Here is a 24,951-nt window from a genome sequence, read left to right as displayed (position 1 = left end):
GGGACACCCGCGGCCCCGCCGCGCGGCCTACCTTTGCATCACCAGGACAAGGAAGGTCACATGAAGCCACCTATCGGTCGAGGTGCCGCACAACGCGCGGTTGCCCCGGTCCACGTCGTCGGCGCTGCCTCGACGAGGTTCCTGCCGGAGCACGATGCGATGCTCGACGAGCTGGTCTTCGAGGCGGTGTACAAGGCGCTGCGTGAGTGCGGACTGCGCAAGCAGGATCTAGGGCTCTCCGTGCTCGCCTCAATGGACGTCCTCGACGGGCGCAGCATCTCGAGCGGTCTCACGAACTCCGCCGCCGGCGGCTATCTCGGCGACTCCTTCCGGGTCGAGGGTGACGCGGGGCTCGCGATCGTCTGCGCCGCCCAGGCCATCGCCTCGGGCGACGTCGAGGTCGCTGTGGCGGTTGGCGTCTACAACCCCGAGAGGTCCGGCGGCGCGGCCACGCGACGGGCGTTCGTCGAGCAGGTCTCGAACCTCGGCTTCGAGCCCCATTTCGACCGACCCATCGCGATGACGGCGAACGCGAGCTACGCACTCCAGGCGGGCTACGGACTCGTCGACCGGACCGTCGCGGACTACGCAACGCTCGCTGCCGACGAGATCAGCCGGGGCGGGGGCCTCGAGCGTTCACTGCGGCGCTTCGCCGCAACGCAGGACGACGTGCTCGCCTCCGTCCCGATCGCCTGGCCGCTGCACGAGCTGATGCTCCCGGCCTACTCCACCGGCGCGGTCGCCATCGTCCTGGCCTCGCCTGCTCGGGCGGGCCGGTGCCTGGGCCGCGACGCGCGGTTGACGGGCCTCGGACATGCGACCGGTGGCTACACCTGGCCAGGCGAGTGGCTCACCGACCCCGGTGCGACCAGCCGACGAGCAGCCCGGATGGCGCTCGCCCAGGCCGCCGTCAGCCCTGACCAGATCGAGCTGGCCGAGATCTCCGCACCCACGCCAGCCCTGCACCGGCCCTACGTTGATGCGCTGGGCGTCGGTGGCGAGACCACCATCAACGCGAGCGGTGGGCTTCGCAGCAACTTTCCCGGCCTGGCCAACGGCGCCCTGCGCTTGCTGGAAGTGGTCGACCTGCTCAGTGTCCGCCCGCGAGGGACGACCGCGGTCAGTCACTCCGTGGATACCGAGACAGGCATCGTCTCGGAGGACGTGACCCTTCTTGTGGCGGAGGCGATTTGATGGCGTATCGAGCAGCGGTCGCGGGGGTCGGCCTGACCGAGGCGACCTCGCCGCGCAAGCAGACACGATCCACGATCGAGCTGTGTCAGCAGGCGGTCCAGGCGACACTTGCGCACAGCGGGGCGTCTCCCGACAGCATCGACGCGATCGTCACCGGCAACATCGACGGCTTCGAGGGAACCGTGCTCGGTGCCAAGCACGTGACCCGCCTGCTCGGCATTGGCGCGGACTTGCCGGTGACGATCGTCAACACCGGCGGCACCACTGGAGGCAACCTGATGCAGGTGGCCGCGCGGATGGTCCGCTCTGGCACGCACCGCCGGGTACTTGTCCTCGGCGGCCCGACCTTCTTCGGGTCGACCGACCTGCAGAGCGCCATCAACACCAACTCGCCGATGATCATTGAGCAGCCGCTCGGGATGGGCGGCTATCACATGGGTGCGTTCGCAGCGAGCGCCTACCAGGAGCGATACGGCCTCACAGCAGATGATCTCGCCGCGGTCGCCGTCGCCGACCACGCGAAGGCCTCGCGCAACCCGTTCGCACACCTGCGCTACGAGATGACCCCTGAGGAGGTGCTCGCAGGCAGGCCCTTGTCGTCGCCACTGACGCAGCCGATGGTGTGCCCGATCTCGACCTCTGCTGTCGCGATGCTGGTAGCGGACCCGGAAGATGTCGCCGACCTCGCGACAACGCCGGCACTCATCAAGGCGATGGGCATGTCGGCCGACCCCTACTTGGGCGGCGGCAAGGGCGACTTCTCACGGATGCAGAACCTCGCGAACCTTGCCCGGCGGGTCTACGCACTCGCCGACATCCGCGACCCGCTCGGCGAGTTCGACGCGGTGGAGATCTTCGCCCCGTACGCCCACATGCAGCCGATGCAGCTCGAGGCCCTCGGCTTCGCGCCTCCCGGCGGCGGAATCGACCTGATCCGCAGCGGCGCGACCGACGCCGGTGGCACATTGCCGACGAACATGTCAGGCGGCCCGAAATGCACCAATGCCGGCGTTGCCGGCGAGCTCGCCCCGTATGCCTACGCCGCTCTGCAGGTCATGGGCGACGCCCCCGCCTCGATCCAGATACCGGGAGCGCGCCGTTCCCTGGGTCACGGCACCGGGGGGTCCTTCTTCCAGTTCGAGAACCTCGCCATCTTCGAGTCCCTTGCAAGGAGCAACTGACATGACGACCACAGCCAACACTGAGACCGCCGCGCCGACGCAGGCTGTGCACTGGGACCTCCACTACGACATCCACCTCGGGGAGACGTGGAGCCAGTTCATGGAGGGCCTGCGGCAGAAGAAGATCCTCGCCACCGGATGCAGCTCATGCGTGCGGGTGTTCGTCCCACCGCAGGCCTACTGCGAGTCGTGCTTTGAGCCGACCGACGGCTGGCGGGAGCTGCCCCACGAAGGCACCCTCGAAGTCTTCACCGTGGCCTGGCACGGCTTCACCGGGGGTCCTCAGGCGCCGTACGCCATCGGCGCAATCCGTCTCGATGGGGCCAGCACCCTGCTCATGCACTGGGTCGTCGGCGTCGACTTCACACCGGGCGCCGACGTGCGCGAGCAGCTTCCCTTCGGCACCCGGGTGCGAGCCGTCTGGGCCGAGGAGCGCACCGGTCAGATCCTCGACATCGCCCACTTCGAGCCGGTGGGCTGAGTGTGTGCCGGCGCCATGTGACGTGGCCGGCCCGCGTCCTCACGACGGCCGGGCCGGCCATCTCGCGTCACATCGCCAATCCGCCGTCGACCGGCAGGACCACACCGGTGACGTATGCGCTCTCCTCAGCGGCCAGATAGCCGACGGCTGTGGCCATCTCGGACGGCTTCGCGAAGCGTCCGAGGGGGACGGTCGCGGTCATTTCTGCGAGCCGCTCTTTGCTGACGGCAGCGACCATGGCTGTCTCGGCGTTGGGCGAGATCGCGTTGACCGTGATGCCGAAGCCGGCGGTCTCCTTCGCGGTGGTCTTGGTGAAGGCGATGATGCCGCCCTTCGCGGCCGCGTAGTTCGCTTGCCCGATGGCGCCGTGCATGCCGGTGTACGACGTCACGTTGATGATGCGTCCGTAGCCCGCGGCACGCATGACCGGAACCACCGCGCGAGTGACGGCGAACGTGCCGCCCAAGTGGACCGCGAGCACGTCGGTCCACTGCTCGTCGGTCATCTTCCAGACGACGGTGTCTCGGGTGATGCCGGCGTTGTTCACCGCGATTTCGATGCCGCCCGCCCCGTGCGCGATGTCGCCGATCGCCGCGTCGACGGCGGCAGTGTCACTGACGTCGAGCGCGTAGGTCGTCACGTTCTCAGTGGTGTCTGGCCACACCTCGCCGAGCACGGCCTCGTCGCGGTCCAGGACGGCCACTCTCGCGCCCGCCCGTTGGAACATCGAGGCGATCTCGAAGCCGATCCCTTGTGCACCGCCGGTGACCAGTGCCGTGCGACCGGTGAAGTCGAAGGAGATGCTCACGCCGTGAGCCTCTCGATGATCGTCGCGTTGGCCATCCCGCCGCCCTCGCACATCGTCTGCAGCCCGTAGCGACCGCCGGACGCCTCGAGGTTGGTGAGCATCGTGGTCAGCAGGCGCGTGCCCGAGGCACCCAGGGCGTGGCCGAGAGCGATCGCGCCGCCGGCCGGGTTGAGCCGGTCTGGAGCGGCACCCGTTTCGGCGAGCCAGCACAACGGAACGGGCGCGAAGGCCTCGTTGATCTCGAAGGTGTCGATCTCATCGATCGTCAAGCCGGCTCGCTTGAGAACCTTCTCGGTCGCCGGGATCACGCCGGTGAGCATGTAGAGCGGATCGCTGCCGGTGACTGCGAAGGAATGAAACCGCGCCCGCGGCGTCAGCCCGAGCTCGACGGCCTTGTCTTCGCTCATGATGAGAACCGCGGAGGCGGCATCGGTGAGCGGCGAGGAGTTGCCCGCGGTGATGCTCCACTGGATCTGGGGGAACCGGGCAGAGAACTCCTCGGACTCGAAGGATGCGCGCAGCCCGCCGAGACCCTCGGCGGTCGTCGAGGCGCGCAGGGTCTCGTTGACGGTGTGGAGGCTGCCGTCAGGAAGCGTGATCGGCACTGTCTCGTTGTCGAGCAGGCCCGAAGCGACCGCCGCCGCCGCGAGCCCATGGGAGCGCGCGGAGAACTCGTCGAGGTCGGCGCGCGAGAGCTTCCAATCGGCAGCGATCAGCTCCGCAGAGATCCCCTGGCCCACCAGCCCCTCGGGGTAGCGCCCCGCAAGCGGGGCACCGTTCGGGTCTTGGCCCTGCGAGCTGGCGCCCATCGGGATGCGGCTCATCGACTCGACGCCACAGGCGATGGCGACGTCGTACGCGCCGGCCATGATGCCTTGGGCGGCGAAGTGGGCAGCCTGCTGGCTCGACCCGCACTGGCGATCCACGCTGGTGCCAGGCACCGATTCCGGCAAGCCGGCGGCGAGCAGCGCAGTCCGAGCGATGTTGAGCGCCTGCTCGCCGGTCTGGGACACACAGCCGGCGATGACGTCGTCGATGAGCGCCGGGTCCAGGTCGTTGCGGTCGAGCAGACCCCTGAGGGTCTGCTGAAGAAGGTCCACCGGGTGCACGCCGGAGAGGGCGCCGCCGGGCTTGCCCTTGCCGGACGCGGTACGGACGGCGTCGACGATCACAGCACTGCGCATGGTTCTTCTCTCTTCGGATTCTTTAGGGGGTCACCAGCACGCTACGTCGACTGACCCGGCCGCGGATGTCTCGTTCTGCTACGGCCCGTGGCCACCGGTCAGGCCCGCCACAGGTGCGGACCGGGTCGGGTCAACACCAGCGACGGCACAACGGTGCCCTTGCTCAGCCGGGCCAGGGAGACGACCGCCTCGGCGACGTCAGCGACGGGGATCATCTCCTCGGGCGGCACTTGTTCGGAGAGGCTCTCGGTCATCGCCGTGGCGACGTATCCCGGGCACACGGCTGTCGCCGAGACCCCGCGTCCGGACTCCTCGGTGCTGACGGCCTCGCACCACGAGATCAGCGCCGCCTTGGTGGCCCCGTAGGCCGAGTTCAGCGGCTCGCCGACGACACCGGTCGTCGAAGCCACCGCGATGACCCGCCCGCCGAGCCGGCTGCGCCGGCCAGCCTGTCGAAGGAGCGGCAGGAGCTCCTGGGTGAGCACGAAGGCCGAGCGCATGTTGACGGCGAAGAGGGTGTCGAAGCGGTGCACCGGGTAGTCAGCGAACGCACCTATCGATCCCATGCCCGCATTCAGGACGAGGAGGTCGAGCGCGCCGTGGGCGCTGCGGTGTGCTTCCGCGAGCTGGCGCACATCGGTCTCGTCGGCCATGTTGGCGACCACGGTCTGGACCCGTACGCGGTGCTTGCTGCGCAGCTCACCGGCGAGGGTGTCGAGGGCTTCGAGGCTCCGTGCACTGATCGTGAGGTCGTAGCCGTGCTCGGCCAGCCGGCAGGCGACCGCCTCACCTATTCCACGGGAGGCGCCGGTGACGAGTGCTGCGCGACTCACTCTGGCGCCATCCGGATCGCGCCGTCGAGGCGTATCACCTCGCCGTTGAGCATCGCGTTGGTCACGATGTGCATCGCAAGGTCGGCGTACTCCCGCGGCTCACCGAGGCGGGCAGGATGCGGCACTTGGGCTGCGATCGAGACGCGCATCCTTTCCGACAGGCCAGCCAGGATCGGCGTCTCGAACATGCCCGGCGCGATGGCCATCACGCGAATTTGGTGCCGGGCCAGGTCCCGGGCGACCGGAAGAGTCATGCCGGCGATGCCGGCCTTGGAGGCAGAGTACGACGCCTGACCGATCTGCCCGTCGAAAGCAGCGACCGACGCCGTGTTGACGATGACGCCACGCTCGCCGTCGATGACCGGCGTGTTGCTCACCATCGCGGAGGCGGCCAGCCGGATCACGTTGAACGTGCCGACGAGATTGATCTCCACCACCCGGCGGAACCGCTCCAGATCGAGGGCACCGTCGCGACCTACAGTGCGCGCCGGGTCACCGACGCCCGCACAGTTGACGATGACCCGCAGCGGCCCGCGCCCGGTGGCGACATCGACCGCCGCCGCGACCTGGTCGGGGTCTCGTACGTCGGCCGGTGCGAACACGGCAGTCGAGCCGAGATCGGCCGCCACCTGACCGCCCGCAGACGACGGCAGGTCGACGAGGACGACCTGTGCATCCCGGTCGACGAGGGCCCGGGCCGTCGCGAGCCCCAACCCTGATGCCGCTCCCGTCACCACTGCGACCGATCCAGCCGGATCCACCACCTTGCTCCTCACCACATCGTGAACGCTTCGCCACCGGCGCATCGACCGGGTGTTCGCAGGTTACGGCGGCGGATGCGGGCACGGCTGTCGCGATTCAGGACAACCGCTCGAACACTGGTGGCGTGGAGATCGCCGTGCGACGACGATGCAGGCGCCCACCGGGGCGAGGTCGGGCACTGCCGGCGCTCGTCCACGTGCCGCGACCGTCAGAGGCCACGGCCAGGTGCTCATCCGCCTGACCGACGCCGGCCGGTGCCGCTCCGACCCGGGCATCGTGCCCCACCACCAGAGGCAGTCGCCGACCGGGCTGACCAGGGGTACGCGGCGGTCACGCTGACCGCCTTCGCGGTCGACCGTCGTTTGTCGTGGCTGGCGCGGACTCCACAAGGCCCCGACGAGGGCGCTTCGGGCCATGTTCAGCGCCTGGCCAGCCGGCGCGCGGAAATCAGCTCCGATCACATCGTCGATGCTCGCCCGCTCACGGCCGGACGGCTCCCTTGGCCGGATCACCGGCGGGCAGCGCCTGCAACAGCTGCAACTCGGGGGAACGAGCCAGCTTGCCCGCCATCATCGCTGCTCCGGATCGGGCGGCGTCGCCGCCCTGGTGCGCCCGGAACGCGTCGGCATCCCGCCAGCGCTCGATCGCCACGATCTGGTCCTCGGTCCGGTGCAACGCGTAGAGATCACATCCCGGCTCGGCATGGAAAGCAGAGATCGCCGATTGGAGCTTCTCCGTCAACTCATCGAGGCACTCCGGTTTGGGTGTGATCGTGACCATGACTAGGACAGACATGCCATTCCTTCCTTGTGATGAATGTGCGTCGAGCGCGCGACGGTGGGCGCGCGGCTGGTGCGCGGCGCTGCTGCCACCCCCGACCAGAGCAGGGACCCGTTCCGCTTCCGAAGCGGCGCCCCGAGACACGGTGCGTGGTGCTTCAGGTGGTGTCGGTGAGCTCATCCGCCGAACGCCTTGGCGGCGAGCGCCTCGCGGTACTCCGAGGGAGAGCCGAGGAACGCCTTCGACACCGTGGCGCGCCGGAAGAACAGGTGAGCCGGGTGCTCCCAGGTGAATCCGATGCCGCCATGCACCTGCACGTTCGCCCCCGCAGCCGCGGTATAGGCCTCCGACGCGAGGATCTGGGCGACCGAGATCGCTTCGGCGCGCTCGTCGAGATCTTCCCGCTCGACGGCGTGGGCAGCATGCTGGGCGGCCGTCGACGCCGATTCGACTGCGACCAGGACGTCGGCCAGCAGATGCTTGATGGCTTGGAAGGAGCCGATCGGGCGCCCGAACTGCGTGCGGGACAGGGCGTACTCCGTCGCCATCTCCACACACCGAGCGGCGCCGCCGAGCTGCTCGAATGCCAGCGCGACGGCCGCCTGGCCGCGCACCTCGGCGATGATGTGATCACCTCGCCCAGCATCGCCGACCGGAACTCCGACGGCACCGATCAGCCGCACCTCGACGAGCGGCCGAGTCAGGTCCAGGCACGGAGGAATTTCGAGGGTCACACCGTCACCGGCCAGGTCGACCGCGAACAGGCGTGACCCCTGATCGGTTCGCGCGGCGAGAAGCATGAGCTCCACGTCGGCCGCGTCGGTGACATGGGTCATATGTCCGGATACTCGCCACGTCCCGTCGACCAGCTCCGCGGAGGGCGTCGACCCCTCACCGGCTGCCTCCTGCAGTGCGACAGTGCCCGAGAGCGACCCCTCAGCCAGCTTCGGCAGGAAGTCCGCGCACCGCTCGCGGTCGCCGGACAGCAGAATCGCCGGGGCTGCCAGTGCGGTCGTCGAGAACAGCCCCCGCGGGGCGAGCGCCCTGCCGGTCTCGGCGAACACCACCGCCTTTTCGTGAAAGCTGGAACCTACTCCTCCGAACTCCTCCGGAATCCCGATGGCGTGGACCCCGATCTCTGCGGCAAGGCGTGTCCAGACCTGCCCGCCTGCCGCAGTCGAGGGTCCCGTGAGCGCCTCGACGGTCGGCTCGATGTTCTTGGCGAGTAGGGCGCGCAGCGCCGAGGCGAGTGCATCCTGCTCCTCCGTCCAGACCCAGCTCATGACGCGCGAGCCTCCTGCACCCGCGGTTCACGCGGAAGCCCCAACACCTGCTCGGCAAGCGTGTTTCGTTGGATCTGGCTGGACCCTCCGTAGATCGTCGCACCGCGAGCCATGAGATACGCCGTGGACCACGCGTCAGGCGAGTTGGGGGTGCCGACCGGGTCCGGACCGAGCTCGGGAATCGGCTCGCTGACCCCTCCGACGGCGCCGGCGACTCCCAGCACGTCCATGACGAACGTGGTCAGGTCCCGGTGGTACTCGGTCTCGTACAACTTGGTCACGGACGATGCCGCGCTGGGTGGTTCGCCCGATGCCGCGGAGGCGAGCGACCGGGCTGCCAGGTGCCGCATCGCCGCCACAGTTGCGGTGAATTCGCCGATGCGTTGCCGAACAACCGGGTCGTGCTGCAGCCGGGCGTCCCGGATCAGCTGGATCACGCGCCCGAGCTCCTGCTCGTAGAGGGCGTGCAGCGCTCCTCCTCCTGTTCGCTCGTGGCCGAGCAGGGTCAGGGCGACCGTTGCCCCCTCTCCACGCCCGCCGACGAGGTGTTCCGGGGCCGCAACGGCTCCGGAGAAGAAGACCTCGCTGAGCTCGTCGGTTCCCGTCATGGTGCGGATCGGCCGCACGGTCACGCCTGGCTGGTCGAGTGGGATCAGGAGCATGGAGATGCCCGCCGCGCCGCGCACGCCCGGCTCGGTCCGGACCAGCGTGAAGATCCAATTGGCCTCCATGCCGCCTGTCTGCCACACCTTCTGACCGTCCACCCGCCAGCGGCCGTGCTCGTCGAGCACAGCCGTCGTTCGTAGGCTGAACAGATCACTGCCCGCCTCGGGCTCGGAGTAGCCCTGGGCCCAGCGGTGCTCCGCGCTGATGATCCGAGGCAGGAAGTACTCCTTCTGCTCTGGGCTGCCGCACGCGAGCAGGGTGGGGCCCAACAGGCTGATCCCGATGCGGTCGCTCAGGTAGGGCGTGAGTGTCGCACCGGCGCGCACGAACTCTTCCTGGAGCACGGACTGCTCCCACACACCGACTCCTCGGCCCCCGTACTCCGTGGGCCACGCCGCCGCGAGGAGCCGGTTCTCGAGCAAGAGTGTGCGCCATCGCGGAAGGAAGGCGCCGCGTTCCTCGACGGTGAGGGCACCCAGACCGGACCAGCCGTCGGGGAGCGCCCGGGCGAGGAAGTCGATCACCTCCGACCGGAACACCTCAGCCGACTCCGGATACATCTGCTCCACAGGATCTCCTCGGGGAATGGGTCCTACGTACACGTGGTCGAGCGCCACAGAGGCTCACGCAGGCTTTGGGCAGCAATGCCCCTCGTCTGAGCGGCAGCCCGCGGCCGATCGAGCACTCAACACGACCATTGCAGGACCGGAAGTGTCCCGGCGGAACCGTTCAAGCCTCGTCGGCCGGCAAAGGTCACACGGTGCACCTTGGATTCCGCGGACTCCGTCCGCAAGTCCCGTGCGCGGAATGCCTCAGCTGCGAATTGCACGTGCCACTCGTGCCGACACCGCCTGCGACCTGCGACTGTCGCGCGCAGGGCCGCCGTTTGAAGGGCCGTTGCAGACGCCGCTCGGGCGTCCTGTCTTGCGACACATGAGCCGCTCGCGGCCACCCTAGGGTCGACCTCGGCGCAACCGCGGATGTCACACGATGCGGGAACGTGCCCTCCTGTTCACGGAATCCGAGATGATTGGTGGGGCCGATGAAGGCGGCGGAAGAACTGGAAAGACCTGTTGCCTCGTTGGCGGAGCTGCTTCGTCGGCGTGCCACCGAGTCTCAGTCGGCGACCGCACTCCGCACCGATGCTGGCGCGATCACGTATGCCGAGCTGGATGCCCGGGCGGATCGGGTAGCGGCGGCTCTGTGTGCATCAGGACTTCCCGCCGGAGCGCGGGTCGGCTTCCTGGACCGGAATTCGCCGATCTGCGTCGAGCTGCTGTTCGGCGTCGCCAGGGCAGGGATGGTGCTGGTTCCGCTGAACTGGCGCCTCAGCCCCTCGGAGCTCGCCGAGATAGTCACCGATGCGGGCATCTCCCTTCTCGTCGCCGGACGGGAGTTCCTGTCCCTGGTCGCCGGTCACGACGGCACCGACGAGTCGCAGACGCTCGGCGACTGGCTGGATGGACGTGGGGATGCGCCGCCGTGCCTGTCACCGGATCCGGAGCGCGTGGTGGTTCAGATCTACACCTCGGGCACCACCGGAAGGTTCAAAGGCGTCATGCTGGCCGACGCCGCGATGACTGCCCATCTCGGCGAGCTGGCCACCGTGCTGGGTTACAACTCTTCCTCCGTGAATCTCACCGCGACGCCGATGTTTCACGTGGCGGGCATCTGCAGTGTCCTGCTCGGGCTCGTCCACGGCGGCCAGACCGTGCTGCTGCGGGATGTCGATCTCGACGTCCTGGCTCGGGCCTTGCCGCTGTACCGCATCACGCACGCGTTTCTCGTCCCGACGGTGGTGGCAGGGCTCCTCGACCGACAGCCGGCCATCGACTGGACGCACCTGGAAACCGTGATGTACGGCGCTTCGGTGATCTCCACTCCGCTTCTCCAGCGGGCACTCCGCGAGATCGGTTGCTCATTCATCCAGGTCTACGGCTTGACCGAGTCCCGTGGATCCTCCACGGTGCTGCCTCCGGAAGCTCACGACCCGGACCGCCCGGCGCTCCTCGGATCCTGCGGGCGACCGCTGCCGTGGGTGGAGATTCGGGTCGTCGACCCGGAGACGGGCGAGGACGTGACTCCGGGCCGCACCGGGGAGCTGTGGATCCGGTCGCCGCACAACATGGCCGGCTACTGGAACGCGCCCGAGGCCACGAACGAGGTGATCGTCGACGACGGTTGGCTACGGACGGGCGATGCGGGCCACGTCGACGATGAGGGCTGGTACTACATCGACGACCGACTCAAGGACTTGATCGTCTCGGGTGGGGAGAACATCTACCCCGCCGAGATCGAGCGCCTTCTCGATGGTCGTGAGGACGTCGCCAGCGTCGCGGTCATCGGTATCCCCCACGAGCGCTGGGGCGAGACTCCGGCTGCCCTCATCGTCCCCCGCGATGTCGGGTCCCCTCCGTCCGCCGAGGAACTCATCGGCTTCTGTAGGACCCACCTCGCCCACTACAAGTGCCCGACGGTCATCGAGTTCGTCGCCGAGCTACCGCGGAACTCGATTGGCAAGGTCCTCAAAGGTGAGCTGCGGAAGCACTACTGGCAGGGCTACGACCGGCGGATCAATTGATACCCGAAGTGGAAACAGGGCCGTCCGGATCGACGCCCTCCGAGCGATTGACAGAAGGCCCATGGTGAACGAGAAGTACAACTGGCTGACCTACGACGCGCCAGAGGACGGCGTCGCGGTCATCACCCTCAACCGGCCGCGGCAGCGCAACGCGCAACACCGGGGCCTGCTCGTCGAGCTCGGCGAGGCCTTCGAGCGCGCAGAGTCAGACGATGAGATCCGCGTGGTCGTGCTTCGCGGCGCCGGGTCGACCTTCTCCTCCGGGCACGACATGGGTTCCGCCGACGACCGTCGCGAGCGGGAGCCGGGCCCCGGCCAGCATCCGACGTACCGCCTCAACGGTGGCACCATGCCGGGCGCCGTCGAGAACACCTGGCTCCAAGAGTGGCACTACTACTTCGCCAACACCCGGCGATGGCGCGACCTGCGCAAGGTCACCATCGCTTCCGTGAGCGGACCGGTCTACTCCGCCGGCCTGATGCTCATGTGGGCATGCGACCTCATCGTCGCCGACGAGACGGCAGAGTTCGCAGATGTCGTGGCCACCCGCATGGGGATGGCCGGTGTCGAGTACTTCGCCCACCCATGGGAGTTCGGAGCGCGTCGGGCCAAGGAGCTGCTACTGACCGGCGACTCCCTGACCGCGGACGAGGGGTACCGAATCGGCATGGTGAGCAAGATCTTCCCGGCCGAGCGCCTCGCCGAGGACACGCTGGCCTTCGCCCGACGGATAGCGAAGGTGCCCTCCGCGGCCTCCCTGATGATCAAGGAAGCAGTCAACCAGACGCAGGACCACCAGGGCTTCTACACCTCGCTCAACGCGGCGTTCACCCTGCACGAGCTGAACCACGCCCACTGGGCCGCGATGTCCAGGGGCGCCTCGCTGATCCAGACACCGGAGCTGGGTGGGACGCATTGGACGGACGCCGAACCGGTCCGGCCCGCAGAGCGCGATCGCCCGTGATCGATGTCGAGCTCGACCCGGGGCGACCGTCATCTCCTCGGCGGAGTCGGGCTCACTTGGAGGCCAGAACACCGCCGCGCGGACGGACCGGGGCACCGCTTGGAGGTCAGTGAGGCACCTCGACGGACGACCGGCACGAGCTGCTCACAGCATCGAGCCCAGCGCTATAGACATCGACGTCAGTAGCGGTGACAATCTCCACACAACTCAGCAGGATGAGCCCCCATCGCTGCGCCCCGCCGAACCACAGGCTCGGAAGGCTCCGTGACGAGCCAGAAAGTAGGTTCCCATGCTGCTTGACGAGCGCGCACGCACCGTGCTCTCGGCCAAAGAGGCGATCCTTGCCGGGAGGAGCGTGGATCAGCTGCCGGTGCGCCGGGAGATCGCCGACTCCTGGCGGCGTTCGGCCGGCTTCGGCCTCGACCCCGCCAACTGCTCTCCGCCGGCGGTCCGCACCACGGAGACCCACCGGCAGCTGCGCCGCGCCGCCTCGCTGATCATGACCCGTAAGTCCGCAGCACTGGCACAGTCGACGTGCTGTGTCACTCTCACCTCCGCGGACGGAGTCGTGCTGGACCGCTGGCTCGAAGATCGCGAGTTCCGCGCCGTCCTGGATCGCATGAACTGCGCCGGCACCGGCGTCTCGATCGCGGAGTCTGCCATGGGGACATCGAGCTTTCCGATCGCGCTGGAGGCCGAGCGGCCCTACAGCGTTTCGGGCCCGGAGCACTTCAGTGAGCATTGGACCTCATACACGAGCACCAGCGCCCCGATCTGGCACCCGCTGACCCGGCAGATGATCGGTACCATGAACCTGTCCGCCCGCTACGAGCACAGCAGCCCCATGCTGCTGTCATGGATCATGGACATCGCCACGCTTGTCGAGCAAGCGATCCTCGACGACGCAACCGGTCGCGAGCGACTGCTGCTCGAGTCCTTCCTCTCCGTCCACCGGGACTCGCGCCATCCGGTGGTCTGTCTCGACGACGGCACCGTGATCGCCAACGCCGCCGCGGCCCGCCTCCTGGCCCCCTCCGACCAGGCGCTCCTGTGGGAGTACGCATCACGCTGCATTCGGCAGAACACGAAATCGGCGGAGGTGACCCTTGCCGACGGTCGCTCCGCAATGCTCGACCTCAGGGCCATCTTCGACGGCGAGCGGGCGTTCGCCGCAGTGGTTCAGGTCCGTCCCGGGCTCGACGGGAAGCACCACGAGACCATCAAGAGGGACGCGGTCGCCCCTCCTCCGAAGCTTCACGGCCTGGTCGGACGAAGCTCGGCCTGGCGCCAGCTCTGTGTCGACGTCGGCGCGGCTGGACGCGGTTCCCGACTCATCGTCGGAGGGCCAGGAGTTGGCAAGATGGCCGTCTGCGCTGCCGCCGGGCATGGACACGCTCCGCTGGTTCTCGATGCCGCCGCTCCCGAGCATCAAGGTCCGGGCGGGTGGGAGGCTGCGCTCCGACGGGCGTCGCAGATCGACCGGGGGCACATCGTTCTGCGCCACGTGGACCTGCTCACCAAGGCCCGGCTGCGGCTGTCGGGCCAGTTCGCGACAGAGGCCGGCAAGCGTGGGGTGCACGTCGACGCCACGGCGACCGGCGACCGTAGCTCCGACGTCGCCGCAGCGCTCGGCGACTGGTTCGACCACGTGATCGTCGTACCCGACCTCTCGGAGCGATTCGAGGACCTCCCTCTACTGCTGGACGCGCTGACCGCCCGCGTGGCCGCTGCCCAGGGGGGCAACAAGACGCTTCGGTGGCTCCCGGACGCAGTGCAGGCCCTGTCGCGCATCGACTGGAGTCGCAACGTGCGCTCACTCGAGCATCTGGTCGCTCGGGTCTTTGCCGAACGTCGGTTCCCCGCGGTGGGCGCGCGGGACCTGCCCGCTGACGTGAGGGCGCGGGCCGCACGACGGGCTCTCGTGGGTCTGGAGCGCGTGGAGGCCCAAGCGATCATCACAGCGCTCCGCAACGCAGACGGCAACAAGCGGGAGGCCGCTGCAAGCCTGGGCATCGCGCGCTCGACGCTCTACCGCAAGGTGCGGGCCCTGGGCATCGACCTCGGCACATGGAACTTCTGACATCAACATCCGGTTTGAGAGGAAAGGCGTGAGATGAGAGCGGTCGCTCTAATGGAGTTCGACGGTCCTGAAGGGCTGCAGGTCATCGATCGTGAATTGCCGGATCCGGCGCCGGGGGCTGTGCGAATCAGGGTTCGGGCCGCGACCGTGAACCCGGCGGACACCGGCTTCGCGCGGGGTGTGCTTCGCGCCATGCTTCGTCATGAGCCACCCCACGTTCCCGGCATGGAAGCCGCCGGGGTCGTCGACGCTGTCGGCGAGGGGGTCGACGACCTGGCGATAGGCGACCGGGTCATGGCCGTCGTCCTTCCGCTCGGCAGGAACGGTGGCGCACAATCGGAGCGCATCGTGGTACCTCGGGCATCCGTCGCCCGCACACCCGACCACCTCAGCGACGCCGAGGCAGCGACAGTGCCGATGAACGGCCTGACCGCGATCGCCGCGCTCGACGTCTTGAACCTCGCTCCCGGAGAGTGGCTGTGGGTCACGGGAGCGCCGGGTGCGCTGGGGGGCTACACGGTGCAGCTGGCCAAGGACAGGGGCCTGCGGGTCGTGGCCGATGCCTCCGATGCCGACGAGCAGCTTGTCTACGATCTGGGGGCTGATCTCGTGGTGTCCCGTGGGGCCGACTCCGCCGATCGCGTTCGGCTGGCGGTGGACGGCGGGGTAGCCGGGGTCGTCGACGGGGCCTTGCTGAACTCCGCCGTCGCGCCGGCGGTCCGCCCAGGCGGCACGATCGTCGCTGTCCGACCGTTCGAAGGACCGGCCCCCAGCGGGATCAAGGTGGAACTGGTCATGGTTGCGGACTACATCCGGGATGCCGAGCGCATCGAGCGTCTCCGAGATGCTGCCGCGCGGGGCGTCATCACACCCCGGATCGCCGAGCTGCTCCCGTTCGAGATGGCTTCCGCGGCCTACCGAGCTGTCGAAGCAGGTGGGACCAGGGGCCGGATCGTCCTGACATTCTGACTCTATGATCGCAGCTCGGCGCCACGCTCGTGGCGGCACAACGACGGAGAGGCACATCAGTCATGTCCCCCGCGCTCTCGCCGAGCCGCGTTCGCCTGGAAGCGGACGACCGCCGCGAACGGATGATCGAGGCAGCGCTGCGCCTCTTCGCCGAAAGACCTTTCGAGTCGGTGTCGACGGCGGATCTCGCGCGGGCCGCCGGCACCACTCGAACGAATCTGAACTATCACTTCGGTAACAAGAGGAACCTCTACCTGGCGGCGATCGACCGGTTCGCAACGGTGCCGCTCGGATTGTCACGAGAACTCGCCATTCAATCCGGCACCGTCGACTCATCCGGATTCCACTCGATCTTCGACCGATGGCTCACCCTGGTCGAGCAACACCGGGAGACCTTCAAGGTTCTGAGCCACGCCCGCCGGGAAAGCAACGACCAGGAAGTCGTCGAGCTCCTGGACGCCGCCTTGTCCACATGGGAGGACTACCTCCTCCGACTGACCAGACAGCCAGCGGGCGACCGCGCTGCGCGCGCGCGGATCCGCTCCTTCCAGGCGATGATCGGGGCCGCGACGGACGAGTGGCTCGAGCACGGCGTACTGACGAAGAACGAGGTGTGCGACCTTCTCGTGCGCACTCTGCAGGCGATGATTCCCGAGTAGCACCGACGCCTGCAACAGAACCGCGGCAGATCTGAACTCTGCCGTGGACGGGCTCCGGCTGAGAACCAGTCCCCCGGCGACGTGGCGCCTCGGCGCACAAGGTGACATCTTTGGTGCATGAGTGCGCTCGCGACCGGCACTCTACCCGCTGAGTTGACCAGCTTCGTCGGCAGACGCGAGGACCTGAGGCGCGCGAAGAACCTGTTGGCATCCGTGCGCCTACTGACACTGACCGGCATGGGCGGCGTCGGAAAGACCCGCTTCGCACGGCGGCTCGCGAGCGAGGTTCGAGGTACCTTCCCCGACGGCGTCTGGCTCGTCGAGCTCGCGGACCTGCGCCAGGGGAGCCTGTTGGCCCAGACCATCGGCGGCGCGCTGGGCATCCGTGACGAGTCGAGCGACCCGATCGGCACACTCGCCGACCACCTCCAGGAGCGACGCCTTCTCCTCCTCCTGGACAACTGCGAGCACCTGACCGAGTCCTGCGCCATGCTCATCGGCAACCTCCTTCAGTCGGCACCCACGCTGAAGATCGTCGCCACCAGCAGGCACGTCCTCGGCGTGGAGGGCGAGCAGGTCTTTTCGGTCGCTGCGCTGACCCACGAGTCTGCCGACGAGGGACCGAGCGAGGCGATGGAGCTGTTCGAGCAGCGAGCCGCGGCAGCCAGTCCGACATTCCGGATCACGAAGGACAACCAGGCTGTCGTGGCCGAGATCTGCCGCGCACTCGAAGGCGTCCCGCTGGCCGTGGAACTCGCCGCAGCCAACGCGCGAACGTTCGAGCCGAGCGAGATCCTGGAACGCCTGCAGGACGACGAGGTGCTGACAGCCGGCGAATGGACGCGCCCATTGCGCCACCGGACGATGCACGCTGCGGTCGAATGGAGCTATCGGCTGTGCACACCCCAGGAGCAGCAGACCTGGCAGCAGCTCTCGGTCTTCGCCGGCGGCTTCACCGCCGCGTCCGCTGAGTCGGTCTGTTCGACGACCGATCCCGATTCCACCGTGATCGGCGCGCTGATGGGTCTCGTCGACAAGTCGATCATCATCCGAATCAGCGGGACGCACGGAGCCCCGGCTCGTTACCGCATGCTCGAGCCGGTGCGCCAGTACGCCGCGGACAGGCTCACCGAGTCGTCTAATGCACACCAGGTACGGCGCCGTCACCGTGACTACTTCCTCGAGCTCGCGCGGCGTGGCGTCACCGACTACTGCAGCAGGAGGGATGTCGAGTGGTTCGCGACGACACGCCAGGAGCAGGCAAACATCCGGGAGGCATTGGAGTTCAGCCTGACGGACCTTCACAATCCGGAAGTCGCGGCGGAGATGGCGACCGCGCTCCGTTCGTTCTGGCAACAATCCGGGTCCATCCTCGAGGGATATCGGTGGCTGCGCCGAGCCCTGACGACGACCAACAAGCCCACGCAGCGGCGTGCTGCTGCCCTCGTCGCGGCCGCGATCCTCGGCTTCCTCCTGGAGGACAGCGAAGAGGCGCACCAGCTTCTTCGCGAGCACTTGGACCTGACCGCAACGCGCGGATGGGACGCGTTCGGCGCCGTCGCGCGGTTCGCCTCGGCATTCGGAGCCTTCGCGGACGGAGACCTTGGAAAGGCATTCGAGGAGGCGGAGAAGTCGGTGGAGCTGGGGCTCGGCTACGAGTCTCCTGGTGTCGTCGCAGACGCGATGTCGGTGTCCGCGCTCTACGCGTTCCTCATCGAGCACAGGCAGGCGGAGGAACTGGCGACGCGTTTCGCTGAGTACACCGAAAGCCACGGTTCGCACCTGTTGAAGGCGGTAGCCCTGTACTTGCTCGGTGCCGTTCGTTGGCGTAAGGGGGACACTGCGTCGGCCACCGCGCTCATGCAGGACGCGATTCGCCTCTACCGGCTCTTCGAACATCCCGCTGTTGTCGCCGTGTGCATCGAGGGCCTGGCTTGGTGTGCGGCCGACAGTGAGCCTGTTCGCGCCGCGGCGTTGCTCGGCGCGGCAAACGCGATCTGGAAGTACAGCCAGATGCGCCTCACCCAGAGGGCAGTGCACGGAGTCGGTGGCGCGATAGAGGTTCGGCTACGTCAACAGCTCGGCGACCTTGGATTCGAGCAAGCGGTGGCTCGCGGCGGGGCGCTGGACTTCGAGCAGGCAGTGGCGCTTGCGCTCGGATCGACGACCGGCTCGAACCCGAAGCCCGGGGATGCCGCCGGTCCCGCCGGCCTGACTCGGCGCGAGCGGCAGATCGCTGCCTTAGTCGCGGAAGGGCTTACGAACAAGGAGATCGCCGCCAAGTTGGTGATCTCCCCTCGGACCGCCGAGGCTCACGTCGAGCACATCTTTGCGAAACTCGGCTTCCGCTCCCGAGCCCAGATCGTCCGCTGGTTCAGCACCCACGAGTGACGCGACCGATCTAGACTCGCGATATCACGTCGCCGGGGTGAGCACGGCGCGTAACGCACTGAAGTGCCTATCTGAAGCCGACTTCTTGGCTTATCGAAGGTCAAGATCCACCGCGTAAATCGTTGATCTCCTCCTCGGGCGCGCTGCTGATCAAAGAGGCGATCAGGGTCGCGGTCTGGACCGGGGCCTGTCGCGGGCGTTGTCGCCGTGGCGGTCTGACCGGGCGGTCCATGATCCGGGGAAGGTGGTGCTCCACGTCGCCACCGCGGTCGCGCTCGGCGGTAACTGCCTGGTCGACGTCCACAGCTGCGGTCCGCGCCCAGCCGTCTTGTTCGGTTCGGTTGCCAACTGTGTGTACCGGTTGATCTTGCAGAACTGGGTTGCGGAGTTGGCGTTGCGGAAGTACGCGGACCAGCCGCGTAGGAACCGGTTCAGGTCCTCCACGATCCAGTCGGTCCGACGCAGTTGCCTGCGCCTGGCCGTGATCTCGCGGACCCGGTCGCGGGCATGCTGGACCGCCTTCTTCGAGGGCCAGCGGGCCAGGAAGATGACGCCTTTGGCCCGACACGTCCGCGGCTGCGCTCCAGCCGGTGATGGAACCGGAGGAAGTCGAAGCCTTCCCCGCCGCGCCACGCCAAACCGGGATGGACCTATAACGACGCCGCAGGCTTCGCTTGATGCTACGGACCGCTCAGTTGTTGCCCCTGAAGTGCTCTTGACGCTGGGCTTCTGTCGACGCCGACGTTTCCCTCCGACGCCGCCAGCCTGCTGCCGGGCCTCCTGGCAGCTACCCGAACCGGACTCACACCGCAGGCGACAACGAGCTTGTCAACAATAGATCACCTATCCACGATGACCTCCTGTCTGCTGGTCGCACGAAACATCGAGGCTGGGGCTGGCTCTCGGCGGTCGAGTCCAGGTACCCGAGCGCCCGCGCCCCGCGGTTCACGCCGTTGGGCTCCTTGAGCTGTGCGGTCCAGTACTCCCCCGGCAGCCACCGACGAGAAAGGGCCGAGATCCGCTGAGGGGTAGCCGTCCCATGCGTGTCGCGGATCGCGACATCGCTCATGGCCCATCTCCGATTAGCGTCGTTGCACCAGGGCCGGGCATCACGCCACCATACCCACACGATCGGACTGAACAGATGGGACGCCTCGACGGCAAAGTCGCCTTCGTCACCGGAGCCGCTCGCGGACAGGGACGAAGCCACGCCATTGAACTCGCCCGCGAGGGCGCGGACATCATCGCGCTGGACGTCGCGCACGACCTTCCCGAGCTCGGTTTGGCCTACCCGATGGGAAGTGCCGAGGATCTTGCGCAGACCGCCGCGGAGGTCGAAAGGCTCGGCCGGCGCGTCGTGACGGCGGAGGTCGATGTCCGAGACGGTTCGGAACTCACGGAGGCGCTCGGCTCCGCGGTTGCTGAGCTCGGCCGACTCGACGTGGTCGTTGCGAACGCGGGCATCGCAGCCAACCTCGCGCTCGCCCACGAGATCACGGAGCAAGCCTGGGAGCAGATTCTGTCCATCAACCTCACCGGCGTATGGAAGACGTGCAAGGCTGCCGTTCCGCACGTCGTCGAGGGCGGGCGCGGCGGCTCCGTGATCATCACAAGCTCGATGGCGGGCTTGCGCGGCTACCAACGGGTCGCCGCCTACGCGTCCACCAAGCATGGTCTCGTCGGACTGATGCGGGTCCTCGCGGCGGAGCTGGCCCCTCACTCCATCCGGGTCAACAGCGTGCATCCGACTCAGGTGAACACTCCGATGATCATGAACGACGAGACCTACAAGGTCTTCCGACCGGACCTCGACAGCCCCACGGTGGAGGAATTCACCGAGGCCTCCGCGGCTATGCACGCCCTGCCCGTCCCGTGGGTCGAGTCAGTAGACATCAGCCGAGCCCTGGTGTTTCTCGCCTCGGAGGACGCCCGGTTCATCACCGGCGTCACGCTCCCGATCGACGCAGGGCTGATGATCAAATGAGCCAGGACACGGAAGAAGCCCTAGCGGGGCCACGGCGAGCACTTCGACCGACCCCTCACACCCACTTGGGGCGCAGCTGCCGCCTGTCTATGGAGGAGGACCACCCCAGGATGTTGGACACCTATGAACTCGGCAGTCTCACTCTGCCGAACCGCATCGTGATGGCTCCGATGACCCGGGCTCGGGCAACCGAGGATGGGCTGCCGGTCGCGTCGATGGCGACCTATTACGCCCAGCGCGCCACGGCGGGTCTGATCGTCAGCGAAGGCATGTATCCCAGCGCGGCGAGCCAGTCGAATCCCAATGCGCCTGGGATTCACAGTGACGCACAAGTTGCGGCATGGCGCCCGGTGACCGCAGCCGTGCACGCCAACGGTGGAAGGATCTTCGCGCAGATCATGCACGGCGGCCGTGTCGTGCATCCAGAGACGGCCGGTCACCACCCGGTCGGTCCGTCCGCGATCGCCCTGGACGCCGAGGTGTTCACCCCTCAGGGGCTCAAGCCTGCAGTGGTACCGCGTGCCCTCACCACCGAAGAGGTACGTGGCGAGGTGGCCGTGTTCGCCGACGCCGCACGCCGTGCAGTCGATGCTGGGTTCGACGGCGTCGAGCTCCATGGGGCCAACGGCTACCTGATCCAGCAGTTCCTCTCCTCCACCGCCAACCAGCGCACCGATGCCTACGGTGGCTCGATCGCCGGCCGTATCCGGTTCGCCGTCGAGGTGGCCGAGGCCTGCGCGGCCGCGATCGGCGCCGACTTGGTCGGCATCCGCCTCTCCCCGGGCGGCCCCACCTGGGGTATGGCCGAAGACGACGTACCCGACCTGTACGGGGCTTTGATCGCTGCGCTCGCGCCCCTCGGTCTCGGCTACGTTCACGTGATGGAGACGGCCGAGGAAGATGTGTTGTTGGCGATGCGCAAGATGTGGCCCGGCGCGTTCATGGTGAATCCCGGCGGACAGATGTTGGCTGCGAAGCAGGCCGAACAAACCGGTCGCGAAGCCGGCGACTACTGGCTCTGGCAGGGAGCGGACCTTATCAGCTACGGCCGCGCCTACCTTGCCAACCCCGACCTTGTGGAAAGATTCCGCCTCGGACTGCCTTTGCGCCCTGCTCCCGACAGGGAAACCTGGTACGCAGGGGGCGACGCCGACTTCGTCACCTATCCCACGCACCAGCACTGACTTTCGCCGCGGAGGGGTCCGACGTCGTCGCCAATTGTCTATCCGGTCTTCTGCGGCGGCCGCACGTGAGCTGCCGGACCCTCACGGTCATCGCACCGTCCTGAGTCGCGTCCTTGTCATGTTCGGTCCAGCTTTCGGCGAAGGTAGTACGGCGATTCCTCGTGGTCGGCGGCAGAGGCATCCTGCATCTCCGGAACTTCTTGACGCACCGTCAAGACCGCGCCTAACCAACGCCTAACCAACCCGGATCCTCCAATCTGGACGGGCTGATCTCGGCTGGCACCACGCGACGTGTCGAACGTCAGGCGAGAGCACCGAGTGTCGACGACGCTTGAAAACGAGGCCATAGCGACGGGGGTGGATCGGCCTCATTTTCGAGCGTTGCCGACACCGAGATGACGGTGCAGCTCCGAGCCTGTCTCCGGTCTCACCAACCAGCGCGTCTCCCCTTGCGCGCCAACTGCCTACGCCATGCCCCTGACGCCGGCTCAGAGTCCGCTGGCGGGCGCGACGGCTTGAGAGAGCGAAGCCCCTTCAGCGCCGGCTGACTTGACAGTCACCCGGACTCGCGGTTCTGCCCGGATCCGCGAGTAGGGGTCGTGTGATCGGCGCGTGAGACGTGCGCGGACGAGCAGCATGGTCTGGCAGACCGCCGACGCGACCCAGAAGCTGCATCTTCACCCCGGCATGCGCACCATCGTGCTAACCGGCGGCAGGGAGCGAGCGATCTCAAAGACTGCGATCTCGGTGAGATTCATCCCCGGCTGACCCACGCCGACCTATTGATGCTCGTCCCAGACTCCGGCAAACACTCCTCTCCGACCTTCACACGCCAAACCGTGGCCGCCGTCAACGCGCTGTGTCTGGCCTGCGGGGCTGAAGTTGTTGCTGAGCGCCGACGTCGCACCGCCTCCTCAACTGAGACCTTCGGCCCCTGAGGTCCTGTGAAGCCTGATCCCTGGTGGTGGCGGTCACTTCCGGCTACCCCAGCAGATCGGAGAGCGCGGCTGCCAAGCAGCGGCCTTCACCGGCGAGCCGATCGACGAGACGGCGCAGCGCGGCGGACTGATCTTCGAGGTCGTCGCCCCGGAGGAGGTGGTGCGCAGCCGCGGCAAAAGCCGCCCCTGACCTTCAGAAGTAGCTCCCGCGCTGCAACAGGCAGGGCGAGGTGTTGCACCGCTACGAGTAGCGGGTGGCCGTGACAGCCTGACTTGGCCCCGGTGTGACGGGGCCCGTCACCCTGGGGCCACTTCGGGTTGACACAGCCAACCGCCGGCTGCTCATCGCGCGTGCGGCCTTGATCCAATACACCGATCCAGTGGCCGCTGGGGGTGCGGCCGCTAAGAGGATGCCGGTCGGCTCGGACCAGTATCTGGCGACGGCCGAGCAGGCGTCGTTCCAGGAGTGCGCGAGGCCGGGGCCGAGGATGGCGTGGGTGTGGAGGTAGACCGCGATCATGCCGATGGTCCACAGAAGTAGACCAGGTCGAGCCAGTCGTCCAACTCCTCCCCCAGCCCCGTCATCCCCCACTGGAGCACGGCGACCACATGGTCTTGCAGCAAGTAGTCGTCGAGCATGGGCGCAACCGCCGTCCAAGGCGGCCCGACAACCGGCATTCACGCTGTCGATCATGGTCATCCCGCCTCCCCGACCGCCAGGTCGGGGTAGACGACGTCGGGCCGGAATCGGCCGGCGTCGGGCGTGTCGTCGACGAGCCTGGCGAGCTGGTCCTCGATGAAGCTGCCGGACTCGCTCCTGCGGGTGACGCGGCCCCAGGCGAGGTCAGCGCGAGCGGTCGGGCCGGGTGTCTCGTTCATCGCGTTTTCCTCCTCTCACGTACGTCGGGATTCAGCGGACAGGGCCCGCCGACGGCCGGCCCTCCCCCATGGTCGGCGGTTCGGTACGTGACCCACGGGCGCCGGGGCCCTCCACGCCCTCGACCGGCAGGGCGTCGAGGGCAGACCGAGCTCGGTCCCACTCGCGCGGGTGCACACCGCCTTGCAGCGCCGCCGCGACGATGGTGGCCAGCGGGTAGGACTGCCGCTGGTCGGCCGGAATGCGGTCCAGCGCGGACCAGGCGCGCGCACCGTCGCCCTGGCACCAGCTGGCCAGCGCCGAGAGGGTCGCGGCCGGAGCGACAAGCTCGTCGGGAGAACGGCGGGTGAGGTCGTCCCACAGCGGTCCCCAGGTCGGGGCGCTCTCGCACCTGATCCGGACGGCCATCTGGTCGCGCACGGTGACCGACTGCAAGCAGGCGAGCATCCGCGCGGCCTGCGGATCGGTCAGAGCGCGGCCGTCCTCGAAGAAGGCCTCCGCGCGCCCGATGGCCCACTGCCGCTCGCGCGCGGGTGTGCTGTTCTCCATGTCGCCTGCGACTCCGGGCAGGTAGCGCGTCACCGGCTCAGGGTCACCGGTGAACGACCGCGCCACAGCCTCCCTCGAGAACGCCGGCATCCGGCGGCCGCCCAGGACCATCTCGGTGTCGACCCGACTCGCAGCTTCGGCCGTACGAGGCCCGCCGTGGCCAGTGTCGAGGTCGGTCCAGCGTTGCTCGCCGGCCCACAGTCGGCCGCGGACCTGAACGCCGGCCTCGGCCAGCGACTCGCGCAGCTGGCGGCTGGCCGGGTCGACCTTGCTCGGGTCGTCGGCGAACCCGATCAGCATGACCTCGCCTCGGCCGGCGCGGCCGTAGGCGCTCATCAGGCTGTCGACCATCTCGGTGCGCTCGGCCGCGTTCACCGGTAGATCGACCCGCGCGAACGGCAGCCCCTCGCCAACGGGGACCACGACCATCGAGGTCTCGACGCGGAATCCCATCAGGTGGGGAACAGCAGCTATCAGCTCGTCGGGGGTATTGACCCTCAGCTCCATCACATCGCCTCCTGTCCAGATCAGCGGGCACACGCCCGCTGCCGACAAGAAGGCATCTCCACGCTGCCTCGTGCTCACGTCTTCGACGCTAGAGCT

The 24,951-nt window shown here is 67.9% G+C and carries 22 protein-coding genes and 1 pseudogene; 12 read left to right on the top strand and 11 right to left on the bottom strand.

Annotated elements, in window-relative coordinates; all coding sequences use genetic code 11:
• The first annotated feature begins 60 nt into the window (after positions 1-60).
• The 3 genes from D0Z08_RS05045 to D0Z08_RS05035 are packed head-to-tail and all read left to right on the top strand — an operon-like array spanning position 61 to position 2,856.
• Positions 61-1,194, top strand: a complete 1,134-nt coding sequence (locus D0Z08_RS05045) for a beta-ketoacyl-[acyl-carrier-protein] synthase family protein (RefSeq protein WP_118923272.1) — start codon at positions 61-63, stop codon at positions 1,192-1,194.
• Positions 1,194-2,375, top strand: a complete 1,182-nt coding sequence (locus D0Z08_RS05040) for a thiolase C-terminal domain-containing protein (RefSeq protein WP_118923270.1) — start codon at positions 1,194-1,196, stop codon at positions 2,373-2,375. The genes D0Z08_RS05045 and D0Z08_RS05040 overlap by 1 nt, the downstream gene beginning before the upstream one ends.
• A 1-nt stretch (position 2,376) precedes the next feature.
• On the top strand, positions 2,377-2,856 hold the full coding sequence (locus tag D0Z08_RS05035; RefSeq protein WP_118923268.1) for a Zn-ribbon domain-containing OB-fold protein: 480 nt from the start codon (positions 2,377-2,379) through the stop codon (positions 2,854-2,856).
• A 67-nt stretch (positions 2,857-2,923) separates the two neighbouring features.
• On the opposite strand, the gene D0Z08_RS05030 is transcribed toward D0Z08_RS05035, so the two are convergent.
• From D0Z08_RS05030 to D0Z08_RS05000, 7 genes are all read right to left on the bottom strand, one after another.
• On the bottom strand, positions 2,924-3,664 hold the full coding sequence (locus D0Z08_RS05030) for an SDR family oxidoreductase (protein WP_118923266.1): 741 nt from the start codon (positions 3,662-3,664) through the stop codon (positions 2,924-2,926).
• Positions 3,661-4,848 carry a thiolase family protein gene (locus D0Z08_RS05025; RefSeq protein ID WP_118923264.1) on the bottom strand — a complete coding sequence of 396 codons (1,188 nt, stop codon included), beginning with the start codon at positions 4,846-4,848 and terminating at the stop codon, positions 3,661-3,663. Before D0Z08_RS05025 ends, D0Z08_RS05030 begins: the two co-directional genes overlap by 4 nt.
• Positions 4,849-4,946: 98 nt before the next feature.
• Positions 4,947-5,681, bottom strand: coding sequence for an SDR family NAD(P)-dependent oxidoreductase (locus D0Z08_RS05020; protein ID WP_118923262.1), 735 nt, complete (start codon positions 5,679-5,681; stop codon positions 4,947-4,949).
• Entirely contained in the window at positions 5,678-6,442 is a 765-nt protein-coding gene (locus D0Z08_RS05015; RefSeq protein WP_118923260.1) for an SDR family NAD(P)-dependent oxidoreductase, read from the bottom strand. Before D0Z08_RS05015 ends, D0Z08_RS05020 begins: the two co-directional genes overlap by 4 nt.
• Positions 6,443-6,923: 481 nt before the next feature.
• On the bottom strand, positions 6,924-7,238 hold the full coding sequence (locus D0Z08_RS05010; RefSeq protein ID WP_182481155.1) for a putative quinol monooxygenase: 315 nt from the start codon (positions 7,236-7,238) through the stop codon (positions 6,924-6,926).
• 161 nt (positions 7,239-7,399) lie between these two features.
• The gene (locus D0Z08_RS05005; RefSeq protein ID WP_118923256.1) at positions 7,400-8,506 is read right to left on the bottom strand and encodes an acyl-CoA dehydrogenase family protein; all 1,107 of its coding nucleotides are present in this window, start codon (positions 8,504-8,506) and stop codon (positions 7,400-7,402) included.
• The gene (locus tag D0Z08_RS05000) at positions 8,503-9,732 is read right to left on the bottom strand and encodes an acyl-CoA dehydrogenase family protein (RefSeq protein WP_118923518.1); all 1,230 of its coding nucleotides are present in this window, start codon (positions 9,730-9,732) and stop codon (positions 8,503-8,505) included. Before D0Z08_RS05000 ends, D0Z08_RS05005 begins: the two co-directional genes overlap by 4 nt.
• 482 nt (positions 9,733-10,214) lie before the next feature.
• Between D0Z08_RS05000 and D0Z08_RS04995 the strand changes: the two genes are divergently transcribed.
• From D0Z08_RS04995 to D0Z08_RS04970, 7 genes and pseudogenes are all read left to right on the top strand, one after another.
• The gene (locus tag D0Z08_RS04995) at positions 10,215-11,753 is read left to right on the top strand and encodes an AMP-binding protein (protein ID WP_118923254.1); all 1,539 of its coding nucleotides are present in this window, start codon (positions 10,215-10,217) and stop codon (positions 11,751-11,753) included.
• Positions 11,754-11,814: 61 nt separating this feature from the next.
• The gene (locus tag D0Z08_RS04990; protein WP_118923252.1) at positions 11,815-12,717 is read left to right on the top strand and encodes an enoyl-CoA hydratase; all 903 of its coding nucleotides are present in this window, start codon (positions 11,815-11,817) and stop codon (positions 12,715-12,717) included.
• A 289-nt stretch (positions 12,718-13,006) separates the two neighbouring features.
• Entirely contained in the window at positions 13,007-14,797 is a 1,791-nt protein-coding gene (locus D0Z08_RS04985) for a sigma-54-dependent Fis family transcriptional regulator (protein WP_118923250.1), read from the top strand.
• Between the two features lie 33 nt (positions 14,798-14,830).
• Positions 14,831-15,766 (top strand): NADP-dependent oxidoreductase, encoded by a 936-nt coding sequence (locus tag D0Z08_RS04980; protein ID WP_118923248.1) that lies wholly within the window; start codon positions 14,831-14,833, stop codon positions 15,764-15,766.
• 62 nt (positions 15,767-15,828) lie between these two features.
• On the top strand, positions 15,829-16,425 hold the full coding sequence (locus tag D0Z08_RS04975) for a TetR/AcrR family transcriptional regulator (protein ID WP_220454045.1): 597 nt from the start codon (positions 15,829-15,831) through the stop codon (positions 16,423-16,425).
• Between the two features lie 117 nt (positions 16,426-16,542).
• Positions 16,543-16,917 (top strand): annotated as a pseudogene (locus tag D0Z08_RS33820) (AAA family ATPase); the annotation flags it as partial.
• A 141-nt stretch (positions 16,918-17,058) separates the two neighbouring features.
• Positions 17,059-18,816, top strand: a complete 1,758-nt coding sequence (locus D0Z08_RS04970; RefSeq protein ID WP_484203134.1) for an ATP-binding protein — start codon at positions 17,059-17,061, stop codon at positions 18,814-18,816.
• Between the two features lie 162 nt (positions 18,817-18,978).
• Here D0Z08_RS04970 and D0Z08_RS33655 read toward each other — a convergent pair whose 3' ends face one another.
• A complete protein-coding gene (locus D0Z08_RS33655) occupies positions 18,979-19,449 on the bottom strand; it encodes a group II intron maturase-specific domain-containing protein (protein WP_220454043.1) in 471 nt (156 codons plus the stop codon).
• 406 nt (positions 19,450-19,855) lie between these two features.
• Here D0Z08_RS33655 and D0Z08_RS04960 point away from each other — a divergent pair, with 406 nt between their 5' ends.
• Both D0Z08_RS04960 and D0Z08_RS04955 read left to right on the top strand, forming a co-directional pair.
• Positions 19,856-20,800, top strand: a complete 945-nt coding sequence (locus tag D0Z08_RS04960) for a mycofactocin-coupled SDR family oxidoreductase (protein ID WP_281271706.1) — start codon at positions 19,856-19,858, stop codon at positions 20,798-20,800.
• Between the two features lie 110 nt (positions 20,801-20,910).
• Positions 20,911-21,984, top strand: a complete 1,074-nt coding sequence (locus tag D0Z08_RS04955; RefSeq protein WP_118923242.1) for an alkene reductase — start codon at positions 20,911-20,913, stop codon at positions 21,982-21,984.
• 1,454 nt (positions 21,985-23,438) lie between these two features.
• Here D0Z08_RS04955 and D0Z08_RS33355 read toward each other — a convergent pair.
• The 3 genes from D0Z08_RS33355 to D0Z08_RS04940 are packed head-to-tail and all read right to left on the bottom strand — an operon-like array spanning position 23,439 to position 24,933.
• Positions 23,439-23,561, bottom strand: coding sequence for a hypothetical protein (locus D0Z08_RS33355; protein WP_281271705.1), 123 nt, complete (start codon positions 23,559-23,561; stop codon positions 23,439-23,441).
• Positions 23,562-23,618: 57 nt separating this feature from the next.
• Positions 23,619-23,801, bottom strand: a complete 183-nt coding sequence (locus D0Z08_RS04945; RefSeq protein ID WP_118923238.1) for a hypothetical protein — start codon at positions 23,799-23,801, stop codon at positions 23,619-23,621.
• 31 nt (positions 23,802-23,832) lie between these two features.
• The gene (locus tag D0Z08_RS04940; RefSeq protein ID WP_147381323.1) at positions 23,833-24,933 is read right to left on the bottom strand and encodes a DUF4192 domain-containing protein; all 1,101 of its coding nucleotides are present in this window, start codon (positions 24,931-24,933) and stop codon (positions 23,833-23,835) included.
• Between the last annotated feature and the right edge of the window lie 18 nt (positions 24,934-24,951).

The sequence above is a fragment of the Nocardioides immobilis genome (assembly GCF_003515065.1).
In the GTDB taxonomy this organism is placed as follows: Bacteria; Actinomycetota; Actinomycetes; order Propionibacteriales; family Nocardioidaceae; genus Nocardioides; species Nocardioides immobilis.
This window is presented reverse-complemented; position numbering and strand designations above follow the sequence as displayed.

Bases quoted from the DNA above. Each gene is read 5' to 3' on its own strand.
- D0Z08_RS05045 (WP_118923272.1), top strand. From the start codon at position 61: ATGAAGCCACCTATCGGTCGAGGTGCCGCACAACGCGCGGTTGCCCCG.
- D0Z08_RS05040 (WP_118923270.1), top strand. From the start codon at position 1,194: ATGGCGTATCGAGCAGCGGTCGCGGGGGTCGGCCTGACCGAGGCGACC.
- D0Z08_RS05035 (WP_118923268.1), top strand. From the start codon at position 2,377: ATGACGACCACAGCCAACACTGAGACCGCCGCGCCGACGCAGGCTGTG.
- D0Z08_RS05025 (WP_118923264.1), bottom strand. From the start codon at position 4,848: ATGCGCAGTGCTGTGATCGTCGACGCCGTCCGTACCGCGTCCGGCAAG.
- D0Z08_RS05010 (WP_182481155.1), bottom strand. From the start codon at position 7,238: ATGTCTGTCCTAGTCATGGTCACGATCACACCCAAACCGGAGTGCCTC.
- D0Z08_RS05005 (WP_118923256.1), bottom strand. From the start codon at position 8,506: ATGAGCTGGGTCTGGACGGAGGAGCAGGATGCACTCGCCTCGGCGCTG.
- D0Z08_RS05000 (WP_118923518.1), bottom strand. From the start codon at position 9,732: ATGTATCCGGAGTCGGCTGAGGTGTTCCGGTCGGAGGTGATCGACTTC.
- D0Z08_RS04995 (WP_118923254.1), top strand. From the start codon at position 10,215: ATGAAGGCGGCGGAAGAACTGGAAAGACCTGTTGCCTCGTTGGCGGAG.
- D0Z08_RS04990 (WP_118923252.1), top strand. From the start codon at position 11,815: ATGGTGAACGAGAAGTACAACTGGCTGACCTACGACGCGCCAGAGGAC.
- D0Z08_RS04985 (WP_118923250.1), top strand. From the start codon at position 13,007: ATGCTGCTTGACGAGCGCGCACGCACCGTGCTCTCGGCCAAAGAGGCG.
- D0Z08_RS04980 (WP_118923248.1), top strand. From the start codon at position 14,831: ATGAGAGCGGTCGCTCTAATGGAGTTCGACGGTCCTGAAGGGCTGCAG.
- D0Z08_RS04975 (WP_220454045.1), top strand. From the start codon at position 15,829: ATGTCCCCCGCGCTCTCGCCGAGCCGCGTTCGCCTGGAAGCGGACGAC.
- D0Z08_RS04970 (WP_484203134.1), top strand. From the start codon at position 17,059: ATGGAGCTGTTCGAGCAGCGAGCCGCGGCAGCCAGTCCGACATTCCGG.
- D0Z08_RS04960 (WP_281271706.1), top strand. From the start codon at position 19,856: ATGCGTGTCGCGGATCGCGACATCGCTCATGGCCCATCTCCGATTAGC.
- D0Z08_RS04955 (WP_118923242.1), top strand. From the start codon at position 20,911: ATGTTGGACACCTATGAACTCGGCAGTCTCACTCTGCCGAACCGCATC.
- D0Z08_RS33355 (WP_281271705.1), bottom strand. From the start codon at position 23,561: ATGCTCGACGACTACTTGCTGCAAGACCATGTGGTCGCCGTGCTCCAG.
- D0Z08_RS04945 (WP_118923238.1), bottom strand. From the start codon at position 23,801: ATGAACGAGACACCCGGCCCGACCGCTCGCGCTGACCTCGCCTGGGGC.